Raw genomic sequence first — 20436 nt, forward strand, 5'->3', positions numbered from 1 at the left:
CTTTTGCTGGAATTGCTCACGCCGTCGGCTGGAACAACAACCGGACGAAGGACCGCAGCACGAGCAGTTGCTGCGGTAGGGTTTCAGGCTGCTTCAGCGCCTTCGACAGGATGATGCCGCCTTCGAGCACGGTAGAGACCATGTCGGCAAGCTGGTCGACGTCGAGCGGCTCGCGTGGTCGGTAGACTTGCATTATCGCCTCGAACATCGTGCCGAAACGCCGACGCCACATCAGCGCCGCCTGCCGGTTGATCTCCTGGATCTCGCGATCAAAGGCGCGCTCCTGCGTGCACATGACAGCGACCAGGCAGCCGGGATGGCCGTTCGGCAGATCGGCGAGAATTTCCGACAGCATCTTCAGTCCCAGGAGAAACGCCTGCAGCGGGTCGTCGGACAGTTGATGGGCGCGGCCGAATATCTCGTCGTAGATGCGCTCGTCGTTCTCGATGTAGCGCTCGAGCAGAGCCCGCGCGAGCTCGTTCTTGTCGCGGAAATGATAGAAGAACCCGCTCTTGGTGATGCCGGTTTCGGCGATCAGTTCGTCGATCGACGTCGCACCGAAACCCTTGGCAAGCACCGCCGCCTCGGCAACGTCGAGGATTCTGGCGCGCGTTTCCTCACCCTTTCGCATTAGCTGCTCCCTACCATTGGTACGGTTTCCAGCAATTACTCGGCGGCCAGCCCCTAGCGCAGCGACGGCAACAGAACAGTAAGTCACTGATTTTACTACAGTAATTTAGTATATTAGCAATAGTATACCGCAAGTCGTCTAGTTTAGAAGATGATCATAAGGCAGAAATTTACTTCGCTCTGCGGTGTTGGAGGCATCCGCGGGCCCTTCAGCCAAGACTGAACCGGTGGAGACCGATATGGCCAAATACAGACGCAGCCTGCCGCTCTTGAAGGGTGGACTGTTCCTGAGTGACGGCGGCATCGAAACGACGCTGATCTTCCATGAGGGCATCTCCCTCCCGCATTTCGCCGCCTTCGTGCTCATTTCGACGGCGGACGGGCGGCGACGCTTGCTCGACTACTACAAGCGATACCTCGCGATCGCCCACCAGCACGGCACCGGCTTCGTGCTCGACACGCCCACCTGGCGCGCCAGCGCCGACTGGGGCATGACGCTCGGCTATGACGCCTCGGCCCTCGCCGAGGTCAACCAGAACGCCATCTACATGTTGGCGGAACTGCGCACCGAGTACGAGCGTCCGCAAGCACCGATCGTGCTGAGCGGCGCCATCGGGCCGCGCGGAGACGGCTATCGCCTGGGCCGCATGAGCGCGGACGAGGCCGAGGATTATCACGGACCACAGATCTCGGCCTTTGCCGCCAGCGACGCCGATATCGTCGGCGCCTATACGCTGACCAGCATCGACGAGGCGACCGGCATTGCCCGGGCGGCCCAAAGCCACGGCATGCCCTGCTCGATCGCCTTCACCGTGGAAACCAACGGCCGGCTCCCAGACGGCCGTACCCTTCAGGCCGCGATCGAAACGGTGGATGCGGAGACCGGCGGCTATCCGCACTACTACATGGTCAATTGCGCCCATCCCGATCATTTCGAGACCAGCCTTGATACGGGGAGCGCCTGGGCGCAGCGCATTGCCGGTATCCGCGCCAACGCCTCCAGGATGAGCCATGCCGAGCTCGACAACAGCGAAACCCTGGATGCCGGGGATCCCCTCGACCTCGGCCAGCGTTATCGGACACTGACGACCCATTTGCCACGACTGCGCATCCTTGGCGGTTGCTGCGGCACCGACCATCGCCACATCGCGGCAATCTGCGAGGCCTGCCTTCCACCGACGGCGCTCAGCGCCTGAGGCGCGGGGCCTCGCCCTCCCCGGCCCTCTCGCAAGCAATTGCGGGAGGGCGCCTTCTCGTCGCCACCCTCGCGAAAGCCACATCGCTCGTGTAGACTTGGGCGGAAAGGACGGCAGCCGGACATCCCGGCAAGAGCCGTTGACTGCATCGTCATGAATTACGCTCCTCCCTCGCCGACCGGAAATGCCGAAGCCCTTGCCTTCGACAACAGCTACGCGCGCCTGCCACAGCAGTTCTTCGCGCGTGTTGCGCCGACACCCGTCGCAGAGCCCTGGCTGATCAAGCTCAACAAGCCGTTGGCCGAGGAGCTCGGGCTGGACGTGGCGACGCTCGAGCGCGAGGGCGCCGAGATCTTTTCAGGCAACCGCCTTCCCGCCGGTGCCGATCCGATTGCCATGGCCTATGCCGGCCATCAGTTCGGTACCTTCGTGCCGCAGCTCGGCGACGGCCGCGCGATCCTTCTTGGCGAGGTGATCGACCGCAACAGAAAGCGGCGCGACATCCAGCTCAAAGGACCAGGCCAGACGCCCTTTTCACGGCGCGGCGACGGGCGCGCAGCGCTCGGCCCCGTGTTGCGCGAGTATATCGTCAGCGAGGCAATGTACGCGCTCGGCATTCCGACGACACGGGCGCTTGCCGCCGTCGTCACCGGACAGCCGGTCTACCGCGAGCGGATCCTGCCCGGCGCAATCGTCACGCGGATTGCGACAAGCCATATGCGCGTCGGCACCTTCCAGTTCTTCGCAGCGCGCGGAGACATGGAATCGGTGAAGGTGCTTGCCGACTACGCGATCGATCGCCACTACCCCGAGGTCACGGACGCTGAACGGCCCTATCTCGCCTTCTACAAGGCGGTGACCGCGCGCCAGGCGGAGCTGATCGCACGCTGGCTGCATGTCGGCTTCATCCATGGCGTGATGAACACGGACAACATGACGATCTCGGGCGAGACGATCGACTTCGGCCCCTGCGCCTTCCTCGACGCCTACGATCCGAAGAAGGTGTTTTCCTCGATCGACCAGGTCGGTCGCTACGCCTATGCGAGCCAGCCGGCGATCGGGCAATGGAACCTGGCGCGCCTGGCCGAAACGCTGGTGCCGCTGTTCGACGACAACCAGGATACGGCGGTGGAACTGGCCAACGATGCGCTCGGCGAATACGGCGCGATCTTCCAGCGCCACTGGCTGGACGGCATGCGGCGCAAGATCGGATTGGCCATGAGCGAAGAGGGAGACCTCGACCTGTTGCAGGCGCTGCTGACGGCCATGCATCAGGGAGAGGCGGATTTCACCCTCACCTTCCGGCGGCTATGCGACAGCGCCCGCGACCCGGCCGCCGACGCCGTGCTCGCCTCGACCTTTGCCTCGGCCGAGGCAATAGGCCCGTGGCTGCAGGACTGGCGTCAGCGTCTCAGCCGCGAGCAGGCGACGCCGGATGAACGCGCGACCGCCATGAAGGCGGTCAACCCGGCCTATATTCCGCGCAACCACCGGATCGAAGAGGCGATCACTGCCGCGACCGAGGATGCGGACTTCTCGCTCTTCGAGGCCCTGGTCGAAGTAACCGCCAATCCCTATGCCGACCAGCCGCAGTTTGCCCGCTACCAGGCTCCGCCGAGCCCGCAAGAGGAAGTCCAGCGCACCTTCTGCGGCACATAGGCGCCATGCGGGGGCGCCATAAGGGAATGCGGCACGCCATGCCTGTGCTCCCACAGTCCCTGGGCATCCGCTGCCAGACAGATTCACCCAATCGCTCTATGCCACTGTTTTTACGCAGTGACCTTCGGCTGATCGCTTTCGGACGCGCTATCCGCAGCGGTTCAACGCGCGTGGCTCACGCTCGGCCGTCCCTCGCTTGAGCGCAAGCTTATTGCGGGCCTGCGAAAATTTCCGCGTTGCGGAATGTGGCTATTGAAAGGCAGAGGTGCCGCGTTAGGTGCTAGAAGGACAGGCGCTCAGCGCCTTGCCTGACCGGGCGGCCGCGACATGCGCGCGACCGCCGCCTCGAAACCCACCTGTCTCACGCGGTCCGGCGAGGACCGCCGCAATGGAAAGGTGCCATGGCACCGTTCTTCGATGCGGGAGTTCCATCATGCTCGTACTGACGGCCATCGTCTTTGCTCTCATCGGCCTCGCGATTGGCGGCGGCGGCGCCAAGTTGCTCATGCTTGGCGGCAGCCCCTACTACCTCGCAATCGGCATCGGCTTCCTGCTGACGGCGGTGCTGCTGTTCACGCGGAGATCGGCGGCGATCTGGCTCTATGCGTTCATGATCCTCGGTTCGCTCGGCTGGGCGATTTCGGAAGTAGGGTTCGACTGGTGGCAGCTCGGCCCGCGCGGCGGCGTCCTCGTGCTTCTGGGGCTCTGGCTGCTCTTGCCTGCCGTGCGCCGGCCGCTCGGCTTCGAGAGCCCGACAGGCGAGCGTTATGCCGTGAGCGCCTGGCCGTTGGCCTTTGCGGTGCTGGTGTCGGTCGGTGTCGCCGGATACGCGATCATGCAGGACCCGCATGACATCCGCGGCGATCTGCCAAGCGATGTCGTCGCGGAAAATCCGCCGCTCGGCGGCTCGGTACCGCCAGACGAATGGCACCAGTACGGGCGCACCGCCTACGGTCAGCGCTATTCGCCGCTCGATCAGATCACGCCTGACAATGTCGCGGGGCTGAGGGTCGCCTGGCAGTACCAGACCGGCGACGTCAAACGCCCCGACGACGTGGGCGAAACCACCTATCAGGTAACGCCGCTCAAGATCAAAGACACGCTCTATGCCTGTACGCCGCACAACTGGGCGATCGCGCTCGATGCGGCGACCGGTGAAGAGAAGTGGAAATATGACAGCAATTCCGGCATGAACCCGGACCGCCAGCACCAGACCTGCCGGGGCGTTACCTATTGGGCCGACCCGGCTGCAGCCCCGGGCAGCCCCTGCGCCGAACGCGTGTATCTCCCAACTTCGGATGCGCGCCTGATTGCGCTCGATGCCGCGACGGGCTCGGTCTGCACCAGCTTTGCCGACAACGGCGTGCTGCATCTCGAAACGGGCATGAAATACAATCCGGCCGGCTACTATTATTCAACGTCGCCGCCGGTTGCCGTCGGCGGCAAGCTCATCATCGGCGGTGCGGTCAACGACAACTATTCCACCCAGGAACAGTCCGGCGTCATCCGCGCTTTCGACATCAACACGGGTGCACTGATCTGGAACTGGGACAGCGGCAATCCTGACGTGACGACACCGCTTCCAGAGGGGCAAACCTACACGACGAACTCGCCGAACAGCTGGTCGGTGATGAGCTATGACGAGGGCCTCGGCCTCGTCTACGCTCCCATGGGCAACCAGGTGCCCGACCAGCTCGGCATGGGCCGCAGCGAGCACGTCGAAAAGTACTCGTCCTCGATCGTCGCGCTCGACATCAACTCCGGCGCGGTGCGCTGGGTGCGCCAGACCGTGCATCACGATCTCTGGGACATGGACGTGCCGGCCCAGCCGGCGCTGCTCGACATCACCAAGGAAGACGGCACCGTCGTGCCGGCGCTGGTGGGCCCGACGAAACAGGGCGACATCTACGTGCTCGACCGCAGGAGCGGCGAGCCGATCATCCCGGTCGAAGAGGTGCAGGCGCCGGGCGGCGCGATCCCGGAGGACTTCACCGCCCCGACCCAGCCGGTCTCCGGCCTCACCTTCATGCCGGCGCCGCTGCAGGAAAAGGACATGTGGGGCGTCACGCTGTTCGACCAGCTTGCCTGCCGTATCGCGTTCCGGTCGCTGAAATACGAGGGCCGCTACACGCCGCCGTCGATCGAGGGCACGCTCGTCTATCCCGGCAACTTCGGCACCTTCAACTGGGGCTCCGTGGCGATCGATCCGGAACGGCAGGTGATGTTCGGCATGCCGACCTACCTCGCATTCACCTCACGGCTCGTGCCCCGCGACCAGGTGCCGCCGAAGGGCCAGGACGAAAAGGGCTCGGAACAGGGCCTCAACCGCAACGACGGCGCGCCTTACGGCGTGTTCATGGGGCCGTTCCTCGGGCCGCTCGGCATTCCCTGCCAGGCGCCGCCATGGGGTTACGTCGCTGGCGCCGATCTCAGGACCGGCAAGATCGCCTACAAGCACAAGAACGGTACGGTCGAGGACATGACGCCGCTGCCGTTCCCGTTCAAGGTGGGCGTTCCCGGCATCGGCGGGCCGATGATCACCAAGGGTGGCGTCGCCTTCCTGGGTGCCGCGGTCGACGATTACCTGCGCGCCTATGACCTGACGACCGGGCGCCAGCTCTGGGAAGCGCGCTTACCCGCCGGCGGCCAATCGACACCGATGAGCTATGCGGTCGGCGACAAGCAGTATGTGCTGATCGTCGCCGGCGGCCACGGCTCGGTCGGCACCAGGCCGGGTGACTACATCATCGCCTACACCCTGCCGTGAGGCGCGCGAGATATCCCTAATTCTCGCTAGATGGTTGCAAAAGCAAGCTCCGCGCAAGCCCGCGACAGCAGCTTCCCCCGGACGACAGATTCCGGGGGATTCCCATGAAGATCGACAACAGCATCTCGAGCTACTACTTCTCCCAGCGCCGCCAGCAGGGGGGCACCATCACGCCGATCGAAGAGAGCGGCAGTGATGCGCGCCCACGCCAGGCCCCAACGATCGCGCCGCCTTCGACATCGAACGCGCTTTCCAACGCGCTGTGGATGACGGCGACCCGGGACGGCGAGAGCACGGCTTCGATTTCCGCCAAGGAAGGCCCTGCGGCTCCGGACGGTTCGGTCGGCGACGAGTTTCTGAACGAAGCGAAGAAGAGCCTCGTCGAGAGAATCCGCGAACAGGTTCTCAAGGCAATGGGCCTGACCGAAGGTGATCTCAAGGAGATGCCGCCTGAGCAGCGGCAAGCCGCCGAAGAAGAGATCCGCAAGGCCATCGAGCGCGCAATGGGTGTCGAGCAGCAGCGCGACACGGCGAACGCCGATATCGCCAATGGCGGCGGCGACATCCTCTGACTGGGCCGCTTGGGCCACTTGTGCCGATCGGCTTGTCTCGTTCGGACAATCGATGATATCCAGCGATCCTCCAGAGAGGACCGAGATCCATGCGCCTGATCCGTTAGCGACGTTCACCGGCAGAAAACGACCGACGCCACGGCCGCCTTTCGGCGGTTTTTGGCATGGCTTTTCCGGCCGCCTGAACGCCTGACATGGATATGACCGTTCACCGGCCATCGCTAGGATCATCCTCATGACCACCAAAGACGGATTTGTTTCCGAAGCCGGTAGCCTTCGCGCCGGCCCCTTCGACCTCAGCTATCGGATCGAAGGCAGCGGCATGCCGCTGCTCGTCGTCGGCAGCGCCACCTACTACCCGCGCACCTTCTCCCAAGCGCTTCGCGAGAGGTTGCAGCTGGTCTTCATCGACCATCGCGGCTTCGCGCCGGCGCGGACCGACTATGCCGCTGTCGACATCGGTTTCGAGACGGTGCTCGACGACATCGAGCGGATGCGGGCGCATCTGGGTCTCGAACGCTTCCCCATTCTCGGCCATTCCGGCCATGGCTGCATGGCGCTTGAATATGCCAAGCGGCATCCGGAGAGGGTCAGCCACGTGATCATGGTCGGCACCGGCCCGAGCCATTCGGCCCGCCACATGGCGCTCGCCGATCGGATCTGGGAAGAAACCGTGTCGCCTGCGCGAAAGGCGATCTTCGAACGGGAGATGGCCAAGCTTGGCGACGACATCGCCGCACGGCCTGAGGCGCGTTTCAAAGCCCTGCTGATCCGGCTCGGCGCGAAAAGCTGGCATCAGCCGGACTTCGACGCAGCGCCGCTTTGGCGCGATGTCACGGTCAACCATGCGGTGTTCGACCATCTCTGGGGCGAGGTCTTTCGCGACATCGATATCCGAAAGGGTCTGAACAGGCTGGCGGCGCCGGTGCTGCTTGCGCTCGGCCGCTCGGACTATCTCGTCGCTCCTGCCTTCAGCTGGGATGAATATCGGGCGGACTTCAGAGACCTGACGGTGCGGCTCTTCGAGGAGAGCGGGCATACGCCGCAGCTGGAAGAAAGCGATCTCTTCGACGAAGCCCTGCTCTCGTTCCTCGAGAACCACCGCGACTAGTCAAACCGGCTCGCAGTGTCCAGCATTCGGAGGGGCCGGGACCGGCCCCTCCTCCTTCTTGCCATTGACACAGGGTTAGGCTCAACTATCTAATGCTCCAGAAGCTATAGGTTTGAGGCGAACATGTATTCCATCGGCGATCTCTCCCGGCGCACCGGCGTCAAAATCCCGACGATCCGCTATTACGAGCAGATGGGGCTGATCGCGGCACCGGAGCGTTCCGAAGGCAACCAGCGGCGCTACGAGAAAAGCGAGCTTGAGCGGCTGGCCTTCATCCGACATGCGCGCGACCTCGGCCTGTCGATCGATTCGATCAAGGATCTGCTCGCCCTCAGCCAGCATCCGGAGCGCCCTTGTGGCGAGGCCGACCGCATCGCCAGCGAGCACCTCACGACGGTCCGCGAGAAGATCGCGCGGCTGAAGAAGCTGGAGCAGGAACTGGAACGCATCGTCGCCTGCGACGGCAACCATACCGTCGGCGACTGCTACGTGATCCGGGCGCTCGCCGACCATTCCATGTGCGAGAGCGAACACTGAGGCGGCAGCTTAATTAGTCGCCTTGAAAAATCCCCGTTGACAAAAGTGCGAAAACAAACAATCTAGCGCCCATGATCAAGAACGCACCCATTTGCCGCGTGTATTTTTGGCTGTTCCGATAGGAGCGGCCTGCTGATCATATTCAACAAGGCCGCCATCAGGCGGCTTTTGTTTTTCCGGCTCCTGATGGCGAGAAAACCCGAGGAGCCGAGACATGCTACAGACCGCCATCCCTACCCTTCATGCGACCCCGGCGACACGCCCGCCGATGGTGACGATCCGCTCAGCCAAGCAGCGCGACCTGCCGGAACTGCGCGACATGATCGCGGAGCTTTCCGCCCATCACGGCGACGCCGCCCCGATCACGCCGGAACAGCTTGAGCGCGATCTCTTCGGTCGCATGCCCTGGATCACGGCGCTCGTCGCCGAGGCCGGCAACCGGCTGATCGGCTACGCGATCCTGGTGCCGATCTACCGGGCAGCCGAAGGCGCGCGCGGCATGGAGCTGCATCACCTCTTCGTTCGCCCGGAAAACCGCGGCACCGGCATCGGCCGCCACCTGGTTGCCAAGGCGCGCGAGCAGGCGAAGATGGCCGGCTGCGACTTCCTTTCGGTCAGCGCCGCCACGGGTAACTTCCAGGCACACCATTTCTACGAATCCGAACGCTTCGTCCCTCGCCCGGTGACCGGCATGCGCTATATGCAGAAGCTTGGCTGAGGAGCTGCCGATGCGTCTTGCAATCGTCCTGTGCGAAGGCTTCGCCGATTGGGAATGCGCGCTGTTGATGGCGGCGGCGCGCACCCATCTCGGCGTCGATATCGAGGTTGCCACCGTCGACGGCGCGCGCGTCACCTCGATGGGTGGCCTCGACGTTTCAGCGCATCTCTCGGTCGATGCCCTCGATCCGGCCGGCTTCGATGGGCTGGTGATCTGTGGCGGCGCCATCTGGGACACGAACGAGGCGCCCGATCTCTCCTCGACGATCCGCGCCTTCGATCGCAACAAGCGTGTGGTCGCAGCCATTTGCGGCGGCGTCCATGCCCTTGCGACATGCGGTCTTCTCGACCGCGTCGACCACACCGGCAACAGCGCTGAAAGCCTTGCGGCGCTGACCGGCTATCATGGTGCTTCGCACTATCGCGATCAGTCGCAGGCGATGCGTAGCGGCCATGTCGTCACCGCCGCCGGCACGGCGCCGATCAGCTTTACCGGTGAGATCCTGCATGGCCTTGGCCTCGGCTCACCCGAGCTCGACGGCTTTCTCGCACTTTACGGGCGGGAGCATGGGCCGGACGACAGCGGCAGCATCGGGTAAACCGCTTTCCGTTTCGGGGCGGAAAGCGGCCTCTCTTTTGTTTGAAAACTGCCTAGAGCCAGTTGGAGATCTGATCGAGCGGCTTCTTCACCTTGCCGGCGACCGGCACGGTCGCATCCGGGGCGGGATAGCCGACCACCAGGATCAGGAACGGTTTTTCACTGTCCGGCCGGCCGCAGATCTCGTTGAGGAAGTTCATCGGCGCCGGCGTATGGGTGAGTGTCGCAACGCCCGCGTGATGCAGCGCCGTGATCAGGATGCCGGTGGCGATACCGACGCTTTCGTTGATGTAGTAGTTCTTTTTCAGATCCCCCGGATTGGGGCCGCCGCGCTTCTGCGAGAAGACGACGATCAGGTAGGGAGCGGTCTCTAGGAAGGGTTTATCTTCGTCGGTGCCGAGCGGCGCCAGCGCATCGAGCCACTCCTGCGGGGCCTTGTCCCGATAGAAGATGCGCTCCTCCTCTTCCGCCGCGTGGCGCACCTCGGCCTTGATCCGGGCGCTCTCGATGACGGTGAAATGCCAGGGCTGATGGTTGGCACCGCTCGGTGCCGTGCCGGCCGCCTTCAGACAGGTTTCGATGACCTCGCGCGGCACCGGGCGATCGCTGAAATAGCGCGTGGTCCGGCGGCGGTTGACCTCCTCATAGAAGTCCGCGGCGCGCGCCACCATCTCCTCGGGGCTGCGTTCGATCCACTGGTCGTAGGGCGCGGTTTCGTGTGGGCGCATTCAGTCTCCTCCTCGTTGCGAAGCGGAGTTGAGCGCGCCTTGCCTCTCAGATCAAGGCCTTAGAGCGACGGTACCGCCTTCAGATAGGCGGCGATCGCCTCGCGATCGGCCGGCGTCAGTTTCGCCATGTTCTTCTGCACTTCCACCATGGAGCCGCCGACGGAATCGAACTCCGGCGTGAAGCCCGTCTCCAGATAGGAGGCGATATCCGAGGCGCTCCAGCTGCCGATGCTCTTGGAGCCGGGCGTGATATCGGGGATACGGCCCTCGCCTTCCGGGTTCGGCGCGCCGGCGAGCCACTGGTCCGGCTCGAAGCCGCCGAGCGCATTCCTCGGCGTGTGGCATTCGCCGCAATGGCCGGGCCCCTCGACGAGGTATTGCCCACGGGCAAGCTTCGGGTCGTTCGCGTCCACCGCGGCGCGTGGCTTGTCGGTGAGGAACAGCAACTTCCAGCCACCCAACGCGATCCGCATGTTGTAGGGGAACGGCAGTTCGTGCGGCGGCGCAACCTCCGTGCTCTTCGGCAGCGTCTTCATGAAGCCCCAGAGGTCGTTGACGTCCTTTGCCGTCATGCGCGCATAGGAACCATAGGGAAACGACGGATAGAGATGCTCGCCGTTGCGCCCCACCCCACGGGTCATCGCGTTGCCGAACTCCGCGAGCGTCCATGCGCCGATGCCGGCGGTTTCGTCCGACGAGATGTTCGGCGCGTGGAAGGTGCCGAACGGGCTCTTCAGCGGTGCGCCACCGGAAAGCACCAGGCGTGCGTCGCCTTCCGCACCCTTGCCGGCATGACAGCTGACGCAGCCGCCGGCCCAGAAGACCTGTTCGCCATTGGCAAGATCCGGCTCACCCAGGCCCTCCCAATGGGAGGCGCTCCAGGGTGCCGGCTTCGTCAGCCACCAGAAGGCGGCACCGCCGACGACGCCCAGCACAACAAGACCCGAAACCAGCTTTCTCGCCCGACGACCCATAGTCTCCCCTCATGCCCTGCCGAAAACAGCGTGCTCAATACGAATGGAGGCACGCGGCGGGACGTCGCGTGCCTCCTCATTCAGCCGGATAGGACGTTATCGCCTATCAATTCTTCTTCAGGCGGTAGCTCTCATGACAGCTGCCGCAGTCCTTGCCGATGCCGCCGAGGGCCGCGCCAACGGCTGCCTGGTCGGCCGGGAGCTGTGCCAGCACCGCTCCGGCATCCGTGCCGAGCTTGGCGGCCTTGGCCTTGAAGTCATCCATGTTTTCCCAGATCTTCGGGCTTGCCTCGCTCTCATGGCCCGTTTCCGAGCCGGCCGGGAAATGGTCCGGGAAGGTCTTCATCGTTTCGCTGATCGTCGTCAGCGACGCTTTGACCACCTCGGCGTCATAGGGCTTTTCGCCCTTGGCGATGCCGGCAAGCGCGCCGGTCGCGGCACCCACCTTCTTCATCGCCTGCTGGCGAGCCACCTGCGGCTCGTCGGCTGCGGTCACGGCAGTAACACCCAGGCCCGCGAGTGCGGCAGCCAACATGAGTGCGCGTATTTTCATCAGGATCTCCCGGTCAATGAAATCTAATCGGCGAATCTGCCTGCCTGGCCTTCATGCCCAATGCGCCGGCATGATGTCATTTTGAGTATTCGACGGAAGTAACATTTATTTGATGCTCTTGTTAGGACAAAGGAATTTCCGTCGATCGGCGCAATTCGGGGATCTCCACGAGCCTGTCAATAACATGACTTTAATATTCATGTTTATACTTGCAGAAACCGGGGCGGCATCACCGCGCCGACCAACCCTGCCACACGGTGAAGGCGGCGACCAGAACGAGCACGGCCCCGGCGGCCCGGCCGATCCACACGGTCGTCTCGGGGCTGCCGACCAGAAAGTCCCGGCCGCGGCCTGCAGCAAGGGCAAGACCGCCATAGACGGCGAGCTGCGTCGCAGCGATCATCGCCGCCATGATCAGGGCCTGCGACCAGATCGGCCCGAACTGCGGCTTGAGGAACTGCGGATAGACCGCCAGCATGAAGAGATAGGCCTTGGGGTTCATCAGGCTCGTCAGCGCGCCCTGGCGAAAGCTTGCCCAGCGCGAGAGCTTGCCCGAGCCTTCGATGCCACCGATGGTGATCGAGCTTTTGACCAGGGAAAAACCGATCCAGGCGATGTAGGCGGCACCGGCGACGAGCAGCACGTTGAAGAGGCCGGGCACCAGATGCAGGATAACGCTGACGCCGAGTGCTGCATAAAGCGTATGCAGCACGCCGCCCGCCATGATGCCGGCGGTCGCAGACAGGCCGGAGGCCCGCCCACCCGTTAGCGAGTTCGCCAGGACGAAGACCATGTCCATGCCCGGCACGATGATGATGCCGAACAAGAGGGTGAAGAAGAGCCAGAGATTTTCCGTGTAGGTCATGTCAGTTGTCCGTCGTCCGGGTTTTCATTTCTCAATCGAATTGCTGTTTTTTCAATCCGTTGGCTGATGGTATAGATCCCGGCAACTGACAAGGGTGTGTCAGGAGCGTTGACGACGGGGGAGATTTTCTATGCGCAAGGCGGCACGGCTTTTCGAGATCATCCAGATTCTCCGGCTTGCGAGAAAGCCCGTGACCGGCGCGCAAATGGCCGAGACGCTGGAGGTGACGGTGCGCTCGATCTACCGCGATATCTCCGCACTCCAGGCGATGCGCGTGCCGATCGAAGGCGGCCGCGGCATCGGCTATATTCTCAGGCCCGGCTTCGACCTGCCGCCGCTGATGTTTTCGATCGAGGAAACGGAAGCGATCGCCCTGGCTCTGGCGCTGCTGGCACGAACCGGCGACGAGGAACTGAAGGCAGCCGCCGGTCGCGTCAACCAGAAGATCACCGCCGCCGTGCCCGAACCGCTCAGATTGGCGTTCCGCTCGCAGGCGCTGCATGCCTGGGGAACGATCGCCCCCTCGCCCGCCGGCATCGATCTCGCCCTGGTGCGTCGGGCGATCCGCGACGAACAGAAGCTCGAGCTAGACTATCGCGACGAAATGGGCCGCGCCACGGAACGCACGATCCGGCCGGTCGCGCTGATCTACTATTCGGAAACCGCCAACATCGTCGGCTGGTGCGAATTGCGCCAGGCGATCCGCAACTTTCGTGCCGACCGCGTCGAGCATTGCGAGGCGGTCGAAGCGTTCTTTTCCGGCGAAGGAAATCATCTGAGAGAGCTCTGGGTCAGCGGCTGGAAGACGCCGCCAGCGGCTTGATCTGCACAGTTCCGGCAAGCGCAAACGAAAAGACCCGGCGCGAGCGCCGGGTCCAAACGTCATGCATCGAAGACGGGCAGCTTACTTGGAAGCCGCTTCGTACATTTCGAGCACGTAATCCCAGTTGATCAGGCTGTCGACGAAGGCTTCGAGGTACTTCGGACGGGCGTTGCGGTAGTCGATGTAATAGGAGTGTTCCCAGACGTCGACGCCGAGGATCGGCGAGGCGCCGTGCACGAGCGGGTTTTCGCCGTTCGGGGTCTTGGAGATTTCAAGCTTGCCGTTCTTGACCGAGAGCCAGGCCCAGCCCGAGCCGAACTGGCCGGTGCCGGCGGCGATGAAGTCGGCGCGGAACTTGTCGTAGCCGCCGAGGTCGGACTTGATGGCCGCTTCGAGCTTGGCCGGCAGGCTGGTGCCGCCGCCGCCCTTCTTCATCCACTTCCAGAAGTGGACGTGGTTGTAGTGCTGGCCGGCATTGTTGAACAGCGGCTGGTTGGTGCCGTAGGACTTCTTGACGATTTCCTCGAGCGACAGGTCGGCAAGGCCGGCCTCTTCGGCAAGCTTGTTGCCGTTGGTCACGTAAGCGAGGTGATGCTTGTCGTGGTGGTACTCAAGCGTCTCGCGCGACATGTAGGGCGCCAGCGCATCGTAGTCATAGGGAAGGTTCGGCAATTCGAAAGCCATGTGGGCATCTCCTCTTGGCATGGAATTTCGTCGGGAAATCCGTGAGCGGGAACATAGGCACCGACCCCCATGGAGGCAACCGATGCAATGCCAATTTTTCCTCAACTCACGGAATATACTTTCAACATCATTTTGAAAGCATGACACTTTCGAGCACATTCACGCCACGGTTCGCGTGCAGCTTCGCGACCGTTGCAACCATGCATAAAGGACAGTCCATGCCGCAGCGCCTGATTACCGCCTTCGCCCTCGCCGCCGCCACAACGTTCATTGCGTCTACGGCTGCCGCCTCCTCCGGCGATGCATGGGAAAGTTTCCGGGCAGAGGTCTCCGAAAAGTGCCTGGCGGCCGCCGCGTCGCTGGAAAAGGCAAGCGCCGTCGTCGACCCCTTCGGCTCGGAAAGCTTCGGCCTGGCGCTGGTGATCGGCACGCCCAAGGGATCCGACACCGCCGTGACCCAGATCTGCGTCTTCGACAAGCAGAAGAAGACGGTGGAGCTCGGCGGCGAACTGACACCAGATACGGTCAACATCGCCGTTCCGACGAAGGCAGAGTAGATCAATGAGCGAGGGTCGCGGGCGACAGCTATCGCGGCCGGGCCGGCTATGCCTGACTGGGCCACGAGGCGCAGGCACTCGACGTCGTAAGCCGGTCGCGGTGGCGACGGTCCGTGGTGCGATCTCCAGCCCGTCACAACCTGCCTCCGTCGGCCACAACGAGTTGCGAATCGATACACATGCAATTACCGGGACAACACCAACCGGAGATTGTCATGAAGTCCCTACGCATCGCCTCACTTGTTGTTGCCCTCACGACCCTTGCCGCCTGCGCACCATCACAGGACGAATATGCCCGCCTGCAGACCGCTGTCCAGGGCAGCCCGGCCATGCAAAAGGCGCTTCACAAGGATTGCGTCAGCAAGAAGTGGTCAAAAGCCGACCGCGAATACGGCGCCTTGCTGATCAGCGTTCCACCGGCCAAGGTTCAGGCTGTCGTGTGCAAGCGCATCGTTAATGCCATGGCGTCCGGCCGGCTGAAATATGCCGACGTCCGGCAGCTCACGAGCAACCAAGGGCCAACGGTGAACCTCATCAAGATCCTGCAGGGCCGATAGGCCAGCGGCCGCATCGACCCCCATCGACGTCCAGCCGGTCAAGCAGCCCGGCTGGACGTGGCTGCCTGCCCCGACGACCGCGACACAGCCGCCTTGCGGACATGTCTTGTCGCTTGAGCTTCAACAGCGCCGTTGATAGATCTTGGTCATGGTAAGCGATACCCACGAGAGAATCCTGGACGCAGCCGAGCGCCTCATGGTGTCGAGGGGCTACAATGCGTTCAGCTATGCCGACATCTCCGCCGAACTGGGCGTCGGCAAGGCGACCATCCACCATCACTTCCCGACCAAGGCCGACCTCGCAACCGCCGTGCTTGCCCGCTATCGCAAGAACAATCGCCGCAGCGTCGAGGGACTGTTTGCCGCCGTCAGCGATCCGGTCGCCCGGCTCGAAGCCTATGTCGGCTACTGGGAAGACTGTATCGCCAAGCAGCATACGCCCTTCTGCATCGGCGCCCTTCTCGCCTCGGAGATCCCCGCCTTGCCCGATAGTGTCGTCGCGCAGGTGCGCGGCCATTTTTCCGACCTTTCCGGGTGGCTCGGCGCAGTGATTGAAGACGGAGTGACCAGCGGCCACCTGAAGGCTGCGCATGGACCGAAGGCGGAGGCCGAGACCCTCATGGCCACCGTTCACGGCGCGATGCTCGCCGCACGCGTTGCTGGCTCCGATCCGGCGGTGTTTTCCGCAATCGCCCGGCCGGCACTGGATCGTCTGGTGGTCGGAGCTTGACCGACTGGCGGAAAAATAGCGGCGGTGAAACGCCCATTTGCAGCGCGGTGTTCCCGTGGGAACGGCAGGCTTGAGCCGCCGGCGCTAGAAATTGACGTAACGGACGCGATGGCAACGGGACCATTGCGTTTTCTTTTGACAACCGTGCCGACCAACTAGTCGGTCGAGACTTGAAGGAGCAAGTTCATGGCAAATCCACTTTCCACGCTCGGCATCGTCCATACCGCAATCAGTCTCGCCCCTGTCGCCGCCGGCCTCTACGGCTTTGGACGCTACGGCGCGATTGTCCCTTCCACCCGATCCGGCAAGATCTACCTCGCCACGCTCATTCTTGCGGTTCTGACCTCTGCCGGACTTTCTAGCACCGGGGGGTTCAACGCGGGGCATGCGCTGGGCCTCGTCACGCTGGCAGTGGTCGCCGGAAGCCTTGCTGTCGACAGGCTCGCCTTCGTCGGACGCCTGAAGCCGTACCTCACGGCGCTGGGTCTCTCGTTCAGCTACTTCCTGCTGATCGTGCCGGCGATCGCAGAAACGCTGAAGCGCCTGCCCGCCTCGCAACCGCTTGCCAGCGGGCCGGAATCGCCGATCGTGCAAACAACACTGCTTGTCTGGCTGATGATTTTCCTGTCCGGCCTTTCCGTTCAGGCCTACCTGATCCACAGGCGCGCCGCAGCCACGGCGCGCGCTCCGCGCTCGCACTGAGTGTCCGGTAAAGGTCGTTGACCGCGCGTTCACCAGCGTGGCGGCCCCGGCCGCACGCTGATGAGGGCCCCGGCTGCGTCAGATGTCGCGGGCCGCGCGCGCCCAGTCCATGTAGAGATCGCGCGCCTTGGCGGCGACCGGGCCGGCCTGCAGGTCGCGGCTTTCAAGGCGTGTCACCGGCAGAACCTTGGAGTAATTGCCGGACGTGAAGATCTCGTCGGCCGCTTCGAAGTCGGCCATCGTCAGCGTTGCCTCGACCACTTCGAAACCGGCTTCGCGCAGCAGCGTCATGACGCGGAAGCGGGTGATGCCGGCAAGGAAGGTGCGGTTGGCAGCCGGCGTAAAGACGACGCCGTCCTTGACCAGGAAGACGTTGGACGAGCCGGTCTCGGCTATGTTGCCGAGCATGTCGCGCACCAGCGCATTGTCGAAGCCCCGCGAACGGGCCTCGGTCAGGATGCGCGCGTTGTTCGGATAGAGGCAACCTGCCTTGGCGTCGGTCGGCATCGATTCCAGCGTCGGCCGACGGAAGGGCGAGAGCGTCAGCGACGAGCCGCTATGGCCGTTGCCCATCGGCGCCTCGAACAGGCAAAGCGCAAAACGGGTCGATTCTGGATCGATGGCGACGACGCCGGCTGCGCCATGCTCGGCCCAGTACATCGGCTTCACGTAAAGTGCTGTCTTGCCGTCGAACTTCTTGGCGCCTTCCCAGGTCAGCGCCTCGATCTCTTCCGCCGCCATCGTCGGGTTCAGGCCAAGTGCGGTCGCCGAACGGTTGACGCGCTGGCAATGAAGGTCGAGGTCGGGGGCGACACCGTCGAAGACGCGGGCGCCGTCGAATACCGTCGAGCCCAGCCACATCGCGTGCGAGGTCGGGCCGATCAGCGGCGGATTGCCCGAGAGCCATTCACCATCGACATAGGTCCAGGTCACTGAGCGGGGGGATGTATCGACGGCCATCTGCGTCTCCTTGAGGTTTTTATTCTAGTCTTTCCGCATACCCCGAAAAAACAGCATCGGGGTGAATGGGTCTATCAAAAAATGTCATGGCGACCGTTCTGGTACCGCGACGGCCTCTCGCTTAGTCTCCTCGGCAAAGAAAGGGAAAGCCGTGCGCATCAAGCATCTCGACGCAGACGACGTGGACATCTTCCGCCGCATCAGGCTGGAAGCGCTCAACCGCGACCCCGATGCCTTCGCCTCGACGGCGGCCGACTGGGAGCGGCTTTCAACGGAGGAATGGCGGACGCGGCTGACCGCCAACGCCGTATTCGTGGCCTTCGACAGCGATGAGCCGGTCGGCATCATGGGCCTGATGCGCGAGCGTGCGAGCCGGCTGGCGCATCGGGGCACGATCATCATGGTCTATGTGCGCGACGAGGCCCGCGGGTCCGGCGTGGCGCGACAGCTGCTTGCGCAACTGACCGACCATGCGCGCTCGGCCGGCATCCGACTGCTCGAACTCGTGGTGCGTGCCGACAATCCGACGGCGATCCGCTTTTATGAACGTGCGGGTTTCTACAAGATCGGGCACGTTCCCGGCGGCATGCGCGACGGCGACCGGGAGGTCGACGAATTTCTGATGGCGCGCCACATCGACGGCCGCGCCCCACCCATTGAGACATTGCAAGGAGCGACCCGATGAAAGCCATGTATTACGAGGCCTTCGAGAAGATGCCGGAAATCCGCACCCTTCCCGATCCGACACCGACGGAGAACGGCGTGGTCATCAAGGTCGAGGCAACTGGGCTTTGCCGGTCCGACTGGCACGGCTGGATGGGCCATGACGCCGATATCCGCCTGCCGCATGTGCCCGGCCATGAGCTGGCGGGCGTGGTGACCGCCACCGGCCGCGGCGTCATGCGCTACAAGGTCGGCGATCGGGTGACCGTCCCCTTCGTTTCCGGATGCGGCCGTTGCGGCGAGTGCCGCTCGGGAAACCAGCAGGTCTGCGAGGCGCAGTTCCAGCCGGGCTTTACCCATTGGGGCTCGTTTGCCGAATATGTCGCGCTCGACTTTGCCGACCAGAACCTCGTGCATCTGCCCGAAAGCATGGACTTCACCACGGCTGCGAGCCTCGGCTGCCGCTTCGCAACGTCGTTCCGCGCCATCGCCGACCAGGCCAAGGTCAAGGGCGGCGAGTGGGTGGCGGTGCATGGCTGCGGCGGCGTCGGCCTCTCGGCAATCATGATCGCGGCGGCCCTCGGCGCCCAGCCGATCGCGATCGACATCGCCGAAGACAAGCTCGCCTTCGCCAAAAAACTCGGCGCGGTCGCTGTCATCAATGGCCGTGACGTGCAGGACGTGGCAGCGGCTGTGAAGGATATCACCGGCGGTGGCGCCCATGTCTCGATCGACGCGCTCGGCAATCCGGTGACCTGCTTCAACTCGATCAAGAACTTGCGCCGGCGCGGCCGCCACGTCCAGGTTGGCCTGATGCTCGGCGACCAGGCGACGCCGCAGATCCCGATGGCGCAGGTGATCGGCCACGAACTCGAAATCTATGGCAGCCACGGCATGCAGGCCTGGCGCTACGACGCCATGCTGGCGATGATCGCCGACGGCAAGCTGAAGCCGCAGCAACTGATCGGCCGGGAAATTTCTCTTGAAGAGGCGATCCCTGCCCTCGTCGCCATGGACCGCGCCACCGATCTCGGCATCAGCGTCATCACGCGTTTCTGATAGCGGGCCAGAAACGTCGGAAGGCAATATGATACTCGCCCATTCCGACTCACCATCCGCATGCGCTAGCCTTGCCTCCAATCGGGGGCAAGGCAGATGACCATTGCGAGACGGCGAAGACTGATCAAGCGGCAGCGCACCGGCACGGCGCTGGCCGTCGCCGCGACGATCTCGTTTCTCGCCGGGATGACCGACGCGATCGGGCTCTTGAGCATCGGCGACTTCGTTTCGTTCATGAGCGGCAACACGACCCGGGCGGCGATCGCGCTCGGCGACGGCGACCTCACCGGCGCCCTGCTGCTCGTCGGCGCGCTTGGAGCGTTCATCATCGGCAACGCGCTCGGCGTGATTGCGGCCGCACGCCTCGGCGTCGTCGGCGTCCTCTCGATGGTCAGTTTGGTGCTAATGCTCTGCGCCGGCTTCGGAACCTCGATGCCAAAGCCCTTCTATTTCTACGGCATCGTGCTTGCCATGGGCCTGGTCAATGCCGCCGTCGAGCACATCGAGGGCCTGCCGATCGGGCTCACCTACGTGACTGGTGCCCTTTCCCGTTTCGGGCGCGGCCTCGGCCGCTGGCTGCTCGGCAACACCAACCGCCAATGGCTCATGCAGATCGTGCCCTGGCTTGGCATGTTCTCTGGCGCTGTCGCCGGCGCCGTCCTGCAGCGCCATTTCGGCCCGGCGTCTCTTTGGGCTTCCTTCGCGCTTAGCGCCGGGCTCACGCTGGCCACCATCCTGGTGCCGTCGCGCTGGTCGAAGCGCTACATCCATCCGGGCTGATCCCGCTCCGGCCA

At 63.8% G+C, this 20436-nt stretch carries 23 protein-coding genes; 16 read left to right on the forward strand and 7 right to left on the reverse strand.

What is annotated here, in order from left to right; genetic code table 11:
* Positions 1–16: 16 nt before the first annotated feature.
* Entirely contained in the window at positions 17–631 is a 615-nt protein-coding gene (locus tag JVX98_RS17120) for a TetR/AcrR family transcriptional regulator (RefSeq protein WP_192447490.1), read from the reverse strand.
* A 238-nt stretch (positions 632–869) separates the two neighbouring features.
* On the opposite strand from JVX98_RS17120, the gene JVX98_RS17125 reads away from it, so the two are divergent.
* From JVX98_RS17125 to JVX98_RS17160, 8 genes are all read left to right on the forward strand, one after another.
* Positions 870–1826 (forward strand): homocysteine S-methyltransferase family protein, encoded by a 957-nt coding sequence (locus JVX98_RS17125; protein WP_205239268.1) that lies wholly within the window; start codon positions 870–872, stop codon positions 1824–1826.
* A gap of 153 nt (positions 1827–1979) precedes the next feature.
* On the forward strand, positions 1980–3485 hold the full coding sequence (locus JVX98_RS17130) for a YdiU family protein (protein ID WP_205239269.1): 1506 nt from the start codon (positions 1980–1982) through the stop codon (positions 3483–3485).
* Positions 3486–3915: 430 nt separating this feature from the next.
* Entirely contained in the window at positions 3916–6252 is a 2337-nt protein-coding gene (locus JVX98_RS17135; protein ID WP_205239467.1) for a glucose/quinate/shikimate family membrane-bound PQQ-dependent dehydrogenase, read from the forward strand.
* 104 nt (positions 6253–6356) lie between these two features.
* Complete coding sequence (locus JVX98_RS17140) at positions 6357–6824, forward strand: hypothetical protein (RefSeq protein ID WP_205239270.1); 468 nt, start codon at positions 6357–6359, stop codon at positions 6822–6824.
* A gap of 235 nt (positions 6825–7059) precedes the next feature.
* Complete coding sequence (locus JVX98_RS17145; RefSeq protein WP_205239271.1) at positions 7060–7935, forward strand: alpha/beta fold hydrolase; 876 nt, start codon at positions 7060–7062, stop codon at positions 7933–7935.
* 123 nt (positions 7936–8058) lie between these two features.
* Positions 8059–8472 (forward strand): helix-turn-helix domain-containing protein, encoded by a 414-nt coding sequence (locus tag JVX98_RS17150; protein WP_043610910.1) that lies wholly within the window; start codon positions 8059–8061, stop codon positions 8470–8472.
* A gap of 214 nt (positions 8473–8686) precedes the next feature.
* Positions 8687–9190, forward strand: coding sequence for a GNAT family N-acetyltransferase (locus tag JVX98_RS17155; protein WP_043610912.1), 504 nt, complete (start codon positions 8687–8689; stop codon positions 9188–9190).
* Positions 9191–9200: 10 nt separating this feature from the next.
* The gene (locus JVX98_RS17160; RefSeq protein ID WP_205239272.1) at positions 9201–9788 is read left to right on the forward strand and encodes a DJ-1/PfpI family protein; all 588 of its coding nucleotides are present in this window, start codon (positions 9201–9203) and stop codon (positions 9786–9788) included.
* 52 nt (positions 9789–9840) lie between these two features.
* Here the strand turns inward: JVX98_RS17160 and JVX98_RS17165 are convergent, their stop codons facing one another.
* The 4 genes from JVX98_RS17165 to JVX98_RS17180 form a co-directional block, all read right to left on the reverse strand.
* The gene (locus JVX98_RS17165) at positions 9841–10515 is read right to left on the reverse strand and encodes a nitroreductase family protein (protein WP_043610916.1); all 675 of its coding nucleotides are present in this window, start codon (positions 10513–10515) and stop codon (positions 9841–9843) included.
* A gap of 59 nt (positions 10516–10574) precedes the next feature.
* Complete coding sequence (locus tag JVX98_RS17170) at positions 10575–11489, reverse strand: cytochrome c (protein ID WP_205239273.1); 915 nt, start codon at positions 11487–11489, stop codon at positions 10575–10577.
* A gap of 106 nt (positions 11490–11595) precedes the next feature.
* Positions 11596–12042 carry a cytochrome c gene (locus tag JVX98_RS17175; protein WP_205239274.1) on the reverse strand — a complete coding sequence of 149 codons (447 nt, stop codon included), beginning with the start codon at positions 12040–12042 and terminating at the stop codon, positions 11596–11598.
* 229 nt (positions 12043–12271) lie between these two features.
* Positions 12272–12907, reverse strand: coding sequence for a LysE family translocator (locus JVX98_RS17180; protein WP_205239275.1), 636 nt, complete (start codon positions 12905–12907; stop codon positions 12272–12274).
* A gap of 130 nt (positions 12908–13037) precedes the next feature.
* Here JVX98_RS17180 and JVX98_RS17185 point away from each other — a divergent pair, with 130 nt between their 5' ends.
* On the forward strand, positions 13038–13730 hold the full coding sequence (locus JVX98_RS17185; protein ID WP_205239276.1) for a YafY family protein: 693 nt from the start codon (positions 13038–13040) through the stop codon (positions 13728–13730).
* An 81-nt stretch (positions 13731–13811) separates the two neighbouring features.
* Here JVX98_RS17185 and JVX98_RS17190 read toward each other — a convergent pair whose 3' ends face one another.
* Entirely contained in the window at positions 13812–14414 is a 603-nt protein-coding gene (locus tag JVX98_RS17190; RefSeq protein ID WP_043610924.1) for a superoxide dismutase, read from the reverse strand.
* Positions 14415–14632: 218 nt separating this feature from the next.
* On the opposite strand from JVX98_RS17190, the gene JVX98_RS17195 reads away from it, so the two are divergent.
* The 4 genes from JVX98_RS17195 to JVX98_RS17210 all read left to right on the forward strand — a co-directional run bounded on the left by JVX98_RS17195 (position 14633) and on the right by JVX98_RS17210 (position 16960).
* Positions 14633–14971 (forward strand): hypothetical protein, encoded by a 339-nt coding sequence (locus tag JVX98_RS17195; RefSeq protein ID WP_205239277.1) that lies wholly within the window; start codon positions 14633–14635, stop codon positions 14969–14971.
* A gap of 215 nt (positions 14972–15186) precedes the next feature.
* Positions 15187–15528 carry a hypothetical protein gene (locus JVX98_RS17200; protein WP_192447501.1) on the forward strand — a complete coding sequence of 114 codons (342 nt, stop codon included), beginning with the start codon at positions 15187–15189 and terminating at the stop codon, positions 15526–15528.
* 148 nt (positions 15529–15676) lie between these two features.
* Positions 15677–16258: a TetR/AcrR family transcriptional regulator gene (locus tag JVX98_RS17205; RefSeq protein ID WP_205239278.1), complete on the forward strand. Its 582-nt coding sequence runs from the start codon at positions 15677–15679 to the stop codon at positions 16256–16258.
* 186 nt (positions 16259–16444) lie between these two features.
* Positions 16445–16960 (forward strand): hypothetical protein, encoded by a 516-nt coding sequence (locus JVX98_RS17210; RefSeq protein WP_205239279.1) that lies wholly within the window; start codon positions 16445–16447, stop codon positions 16958–16960.
* A 78-nt stretch (positions 16961–17038) separates the two neighbouring features.
* Here JVX98_RS17210 and JVX98_RS17215 read toward each other — a convergent pair whose 3' ends face one another.
* Positions 17039–17920 (reverse strand): branched-chain amino acid aminotransferase, encoded by an 882-nt coding sequence (locus tag JVX98_RS17215; RefSeq protein WP_205239280.1) that lies wholly within the window; start codon positions 17918–17920, stop codon positions 17039–17041.
* A 151-nt stretch (positions 17921–18071) separates the two neighbouring features.
* On the opposite strand from JVX98_RS17215, the gene JVX98_RS17220 reads away from it, so the two are divergent.
* From JVX98_RS17220 to JVX98_RS17230, 3 genes are all read left to right on the forward strand, one after another.
* Complete coding sequence (locus tag JVX98_RS17220; RefSeq protein WP_192447505.1) at positions 18072–18605, forward strand: GNAT family N-acetyltransferase; 534 nt, start codon at positions 18072–18074, stop codon at positions 18603–18605.
* A complete protein-coding gene (locus JVX98_RS17225) occupies positions 18602–19642 on the forward strand; it encodes a zinc-dependent alcohol dehydrogenase family protein (protein WP_205239281.1) in 1041 nt (346 codons plus the stop codon). The genes JVX98_RS17220 and JVX98_RS17225 overlap by 4 nt, the downstream gene beginning before the upstream one ends.
* 96 nt (positions 19643–19738) lie before the next feature.
* Entirely contained in the window at positions 19739–20422 is a 684-nt protein-coding gene (locus tag JVX98_RS17230; protein ID WP_134886146.1) for a YoaK family protein, read from the forward strand.
* Positions 20423–20436 lie beyond the last annotated feature (14 nt).

The sequence above is a fragment of the Ensifer sp. PDNC004 genome (assembly GCF_016919405.1).
GTDB lineage: Bacteria > Pseudomonadota > Alphaproteobacteria > Rhizobiales > Rhizobiaceae > Ensifer.